At 34.6% G+C, this 6,000-nt stretch carries 6 protein-coding genes and 1 pseudogene; 4 read left to right on the top strand and 3 right to left on the bottom strand.

The window, feature by feature from the left end:
- Positions 1-104 precede the first annotated feature (104 nt).
- Positions 105-965, top strand: a complete 861-nt coding sequence (locus AAHB12_RS18785) for a class II fructose-bisphosphate aldolase (RefSeq protein WP_342046457.1) — start codon at positions 105-107, stop codon at positions 963-965.
- Positions 966-1,661: 696 nt separating this feature from the next.
- On the opposite strand, the gene AAHB12_RS18780 is transcribed toward AAHB12_RS18785, so the two are convergent.
- Positions 1,662-1,937, bottom strand: a complete 276-nt coding sequence (locus tag AAHB12_RS18780; RefSeq protein WP_342046454.1) for a hypothetical protein — start codon at positions 1,935-1,937, stop codon at positions 1,662-1,664.
- A gap of 791 nt (positions 1,938-2,728) precedes the next feature.
- Between AAHB12_RS18780 and AAHB12_RS18775 the strand changes: the two genes are divergently transcribed.
- The 3 genes from AAHB12_RS18775 (at position 2,729) to AAHB12_RS18765 (ending at position 5,237) form a co-directional block, all read left to right on the top strand.
- A complete protein-coding gene (locus tag AAHB12_RS18775) occupies positions 2,729-3,691 on the top strand; it encodes a LacI family DNA-binding transcriptional regulator (RefSeq protein WP_342046453.1) in 963 nt (320 codons plus the stop codon).
- A gap of 216 nt (positions 3,692-3,907) precedes the next feature.
- Positions 3,908-4,654 (top strand): GTP cyclohydrolase II, encoded by a 747-nt coding sequence (locus tag AAHB12_RS18770; protein WP_342046451.1) that lies wholly within the window; start codon positions 3,908-3,910, stop codon positions 4,652-4,654.
- Positions 4,655-4,817: 163 nt separating this feature from the next.
- Positions 4,818-5,237 carry a (2Fe-2S) ferredoxin domain-containing protein gene (locus AAHB12_RS18765; RefSeq protein WP_342046449.1) on the top strand — a complete coding sequence of 140 codons (420 nt, stop codon included), beginning with the start codon at positions 4,818-4,820 and terminating at the stop codon, positions 5,235-5,237.
- Between the two features lie 282 nt (positions 5,238-5,519).
- On the opposite strand, the pseudogene AAHB12_RS18760 reads toward AAHB12_RS18765, so the two are convergent.
- Positions 5,520-5,812 (bottom strand): annotated as a pseudogene (locus AAHB12_RS18760) (DDE-type integrase/transposase/recombinase); the annotation flags it as partial.
- A gap of 8 nt (positions 5,813-5,820) precedes the next feature.
- Entirely contained in the window at positions 5,821-5,991 is a 171-nt protein-coding gene (locus tag AAHB12_RS31880) for a hypothetical protein (RefSeq protein ID WP_446715584.1), read from the bottom strand.
- Positions 5,992-6,000 lie beyond the last annotated feature (9 nt).

Below are 6,000 nucleotides of genomic sequence, written 5' to 3'. Positions count from 1 at the left end.
ATATACTAGTAGCTAATTCTGCTATGTATAATTACTTTGATAAAAAAGCTATGAAAAGTAAGGCTATTTGAGTGTTTACTTAAACAATTAAAGGAGGATTTATGATGGCATTAGTTTCAATGAAAGAGATGTTAAATAAAGCATTAAAGGAAGGTTATGCAGTTGGTCAGTTCAACTTAAACAACCTAGAATGGACACAAGCTATTTTAGCAGCTGCTGAAGAAGAAAAATCACCAGTCATTCTCGGGGTTTCTGAAGGAGCAGCCCGCTATATGGGTGGATTTACAGTGGTTACAGCAATGGTCAAGGCTCTTATTGCAGAAATGAATATCACAGTACCAGTAGCAATTCATTTGGATCACGGTTCTAGCTTTGAAAAATGTAAAGCCGCTATTGATGCTGGATTTACTTCCGTTATGATTGACGCTTCTCATTCCCCATTTGAAGAAAACGTCATAATAACAAAGCAGGTCGTAGAGTATGCACATGAGCATAGTGTATCAGTTGAAGCAGAGTTAGGTACTGTTGGTGGACAAGAAGATGATATAATTGCTGAAAGTGTTATTTATGCAGATCCAAAGGAATGTGAAGAGTTAGTTAAACGTACAGGTATTGACTGTCTTGCTCCAGCTTTAGGATCCGTTCATGGTCCTTACAAAGGAGAGCCAAACTTAGGGTTTGAACAAATGGAAGAGATTTGTAAAACAATTGGTTTACCGTTAGTATTACATGGTGGTACAGGCATTCCAACTGAACAAATCAAAAAATCCATCTCATTAGGAACGGCTAAAATCAACGTAAATACAGAAAATCAAATTTCATTTACAAAAATTGCACGTGAAATACTAACTACTGACCAAGAAGTGTATGACCCACGTAAATTTCTAGGCCCAGGTCGTGAAGCCATTAAAGAGACAGTTATTGGAAAGATTCGCGAATTTGGTTCTTCTGGTAAAGCACATTAAATATTAAAAAAGCTTTTGCATACTTCCCTAAAATAACTGTAAATATTTAAAGTTTCAATAGAAAACATTCTGATAGTTTATATAATATCTTGAAAAAGGAGCCGATTCAAAAGGCACATAATGTGTCTTTTGAGTTCAGACTCCTTTTTTATTCTCCTATACCTAGTAACAGCGATAACCATAAACTCCCTAAAGATTGTTTTTCACCACGACAAGGTGCTAACAATCAATAATAGTGCTTACAATGTTCGGAATTCTAAGAAGGACTTGCTTTTGAGCAGCGATTTCGGGTTGCACTATATGAGTATAGAGTTCAAAAAACAATTACAGGAACGAAACATGCAAAATTCCTTCAATAGTAAAGGTTATCTGTATGACAATGCTTATATTGAATCGTTTCATGAAGTTCTTAAAGGGGAAAAAGCTAACTATATTTAATACTCTGACTTTGTAAGTACGAAACTGACTTTATTTCGTTATATTGGGGGATAATATAAGATAAACTGAATTCATGAAAGTATTAGGCATATTATCCCTCAATGTTGCGAAAATCAAACTGAAAAATCAGTATAGACCTCAATTTTTATTCGTCTAACATCCATTATATAGTTATTAGATGGTAAGGTGTTTATTTTAAGATTCATTCTGGGTTGATTTAGTATCGTTCCTTTCGATGAGTACTTATAAATAAGACTCTTAGTTGACTATATCAGACGTTTCTTTATTCAGTCTGACTTTGCAACCTTTGCATCCCTTCTTACATCTTTTTTCGCTCGTACTTCCTTTTTTATGTTCTGATCTTCTTAGGGTCAAGTCTTCTTCAGGAAGTTCTACGCTCATAAATTCATTAAAAGTCCTCTTCTCATTTTGAATAACGCTTACAAATTTACCTATCATGTTTGTCTCTAGAACTTTATGTTCCTCAGCAACTTGTGTTCTGTCTAAATTTAAAAATACACTTTTCTTTTCCATATAATTTCACCTCTTATTTCATAATTGTAACCTTAGGGATATCTATTTTTACCTTAAGCTGTTAGCTCTGTGAAAATAGGTTATTTTATGGAAGGCGTTTCAAGTCAAGAGATATTTTCAAAAAATAGTTCATAACTTTCAGATAAAAATTTAGAGATGAGCTCTATACATTTTCAAATGTATTCCTTTCTTTTTCATGATGGATCCGTACGAATAAGCGTATAAATTATTAAGCATAAAGTAAAATGTTCCTCTTGATATGAAACGCATTTCATCATTTACGATGTATTCAAACAAGTAGAAAGTGAGGAGATTGTAATGCTAGGACTTATTGTTTTATGCTTCGGCATTTATTTGAGCACCTATATTTGTCTAAAAGTATCTGGACAATCATTAGAGGTAACATCATTCCAAAGACTAGATGACTATTTTATCTCTTCCCTACATCACAATGAAAAGAACAGCGATTTATATAGTTAAAGGAATATACTTACTAAAAAGACAAATAAATATACCTTATTATCCAATAAGTGGTATTAATAAAGCTACAAATCCATACAAAAGGATATTCCTGAAGTTCTTACTCTATGATTGTCTATGACAACAAGATTTTGATTTTTATATACTAATACAACTATAACCAATAATACTGTGTCCTACTATAAACAATGCAGTAACAGTACAAATGCTACTTTGTAGATGGAAATGTTAAATAAGGAATACTAACAGGTTTAGTGAACAATGGGGAACATTTGAGAGTCAATCAAAGTTTATATAAAAAAGGTGATTATATGACAAATATTAGAGATATCGCAAAGATGGCTGGAGTATCAGCAACAACAGTTTCTCGTGTAATAAATAATCAGCCCTATGTTAGTAAAGACAAAAAGGAAGCCGTACTACGTGCAATTCAGACGAGTAAGTATCAAAAAAATCTAAATGCAGTCAATTTAAGCAAAGGAAAAACATTTTTGATTGGCGTTGTTCTTCCTTATTCGCATCATTCCTATTTTGCACGGTTAGTTAGAGGAATAGCCAATCAAGCCTTACAACATAACTATAAGTTAATTATCTTTCAAACAAATTATGAGGAAGATAGGGAAATCGAAGCTTTGGACATGTTAAAGCATAAGCTAATCGACGCTGTAATTATCTGTTCGAGAATTTGTGATTGGTCCATTCTGAAGGAATATGTGCCCTATGGTCCCATCGTTCTATGTGAAGATACGAGGGAGCAAGAAGTATCCTCAACATTTGTTGACCATTATAAAAGTTTCTCGGTTGCCTTAGAATACCTATACAACAAAGGCCATAAGAAAATAGGGTATTGCATCGGACGAACATCAGGAACGAATAGTAAACGAAGGGAACAAGCTTACAAGGATCTTCTAAAGAAACATAATGAGCCATTTCAACCTCATTACATTTTTAATCAATGCCTATATTTCGAAGACGGTGAACAAGTCGTACAACGAATCAAACAAATGAGTGATCCTCCATCAGCATTACTCGTAACAAGCGATCAAGTAGCTGCAGGAATTGTAACATGCTGCCAGAATCAAAATATTTCGATACCAGATGAACTGGCACTTATCGGTTTTGATAATGAGCCTATAGCAAAAATGATGAACATCACCACGATTGAAATCCCATTAGTGGAGATGGGCCAAAAGTTATTTCTGCAAGCAATCCATGATAAAAGTGTTTCGCATGAGGAAATATCAGTTAATTTAATTGAAAGAGAAACAGTATAAACAAACATCAGTAGTTCTGGTGTAAAAGAGTCAGCCATCTGATCCAACATAAGTACTAGATACTCTACAAGTAATCTTTATACTAGGCACTTATGGTATGCAAAACTAAAGTGTTTGAAATTTATTTTGTGTTCTTATCCGTAAAATAAACTCAGCATATATAAAAAGATTTTGTCAATGAAAAAGGTTGTCTTTAATAATTAGGAGGCATGAAGCTTGATTAAAGAAAGAGTGATTTCGTTACTACATGATAAAATTAACATCATTTCAAGTGAGGGGAAATCCATTTATTTAGTAGGTCCCATCAGATTACCCGTTAATCTAGAAGGGAAAACTATCCTGTTCAACTGGTATTGCTGGTTACGTTGCGACAATATCCAGGGGAATTTTTGCGATGATGAGTCGTATAATACAAAAAAGGTTATTGAAACCTTATCTTCTTCCAACTTAGCAGACATGCAGCAATCAAGTGTATTAGTGTATGAGGACTTCCAACATTCTAAAGATGCTCTGATTCGAATGCATAGTATTTGCCACACAGGCGATATTTTTGGTAGTAAACGCTGTGATTGTGGCTTTCAATTAAAACAAGCTCTGAGAATGATTGTGGCTCACGGATCAGGCGCTTTATTTTATTTAGCAAATCACGAAGGAAGAGGTATCGGATTATTTAGTAAAGCCATAGCTTATGTTCTGCAAGAAGAAGGGTTGGATACGGTACAAGCGAATTTAGAGCTTGGATTCGTAGATGATGCGCGCAACTATGATGATGCGATTCAAGTGTTAAAAGAACTGCGTTCCAATCCAGTGACTATGATTACTAATAATCCAAGAAAATTAGACGCTCTTCACAAGGCAGGGGCTAATGTTGCAGGCAGAGTCCCATTATGGGGAGACATCTCCGAATTTAATAAGAAGTACTTGGAAACAAAAGTTGTTCGTTCTGGTCATTTAAAAGGATGATACCTGAATGTTTTCAAGCATAAGTATCATTCTTTCTTAATTTTTCACATGATAAGTTTTTTAAACAATAAATAAGAGTCACTTTGATTTAACTTATATAGTAGATATATACTCATAATAATATAAAACGAAATTATTTTGATTTGTGCGAGGTGTTTTATTAATGGGGACTTGTGATTTTTCTCAGACGAAACAGCATGTCTTACTTTGTAACGGAACTAAGTGTATACCTAAAGGAGCAGAAGAGGTTACACAACGTATCCGTGCAGAATTAAGAGAACGAAATTTAGATGATGTTATTCATACCTCACGCACCCGGTGTAATGGACGCTGCAAAGATGCCTGCGTAGTTGTAGTATATCCACAAGGAGCTTGGTACAAGAATATGGAACAAGCAGATATAAAAAAGTTTGTGGACTGTTTAGTAGAGAATGAAGTTTACACAGATAAGCTAACCCATCGATATAATGGGGAACACTTTGTAGCCGAAGCTGGCACGGTGAAAGGAACATTAAAAGCGGATAAAGTTGCAAAAAATCAACAGGTAGGGGACGGAAAGGAAGCATGCTTAGTGACCTCTTAAAGTTAGTATAGTTGTAAGGACACATCTTTGTATGGTCAGTATGATGAATGACAGAAAGGGTGAACCCTTACATGGAGCGTAAACATTTTAATAAAGAATTCAAGAAAATTACAGTACCTCTGAAGGACTAGATCGTAGCAATCCAAATGGTACAGAAGCTGCTTTTCAAACGATAGGAGTTTAATCCTTAGTATGTGAAGAGATTAAACTTGCTTCTTACGGTTCTGTTGTGAAAATAGCTTAATAGGAATATAGAACAGCGATCTTCTGTTAACTTTGAGATTAAGCTGCTAATCCAAATAACTTATGAATGGATTCAACCTCATTTTGGGCAGATTTCACCCTTTGGGGAAGCTGCCTTCTTTTCATCATATTCATGGATTCGATACCTTCAAAATCAAAATTTCTGTACGAAATGATTTCAATCCTAACATGGAACGAGCTCTCTTCTTTATAAAATGATGATTCTGTTTCACGTTATTGTTGAGATATTTACATTTCCTTATCTGTATGCCTTAAGGCATACGTTTCTCCTCCTTTAATTCTTGTATCGCCAGTGGATAAGCGGTATTCTTTCATCTAATTACGGTCCATATTGATGAACCCAACTCATAATGGTTATGTAAGCGACGTATAATCTATGCTCTTCCATCATTTCTAGATCTGGTTCAATTATAAGAATGGACTTCTTGATATGCGAAGAGGACAAACCGTAAGCATAGATCGAGCGCTTATTTGCCATGAAACCAAACATAAGCTGTCC

The organism is Bacillus sp. OTU530, from assembly GCF_038440375.1.
The sequence above is the reverse complement of the archived record's forward strand: the minus strand, read 5'-3'. Positions and strand labels throughout refer to the sequence as shown.

Excerpts from the sequence above, each read along its gene's own strand:
- AAHB12_RS18785 (WP_342046457.1), top strand. The coding sequence starts at position 105 with ATGGCATTAGTTTCAATGAAAGAGATGTTAAATAAAGCATTAAAGGAA.
- AAHB12_RS18780 (WP_342046454.1), bottom strand. The coding sequence starts at position 1,937 with ATGGAAAAGAAAAGTGTATTTTTAAATTTAGACAGAACACAAGTTGCT.
- AAHB12_RS18775 (WP_342046453.1), top strand. The coding sequence starts at position 2,729 with ATGACAAATATTAGAGATATCGCAAAGATGGCTGGAGTATCAGCAACA.
- AAHB12_RS18765 (WP_342046449.1), top strand. The coding sequence starts at position 4,818 with ATGGGGACTTGTGATTTTTCTCAGACGAAACAGCATGTCTTACTTTGT.
- AAHB12_RS31880 (WP_446715584.1), bottom strand. The coding sequence starts at position 5,991 with ATGTTTGGTTTCATGGCAAATAAGCGCTCGATCTATGCTTACGGTTTG.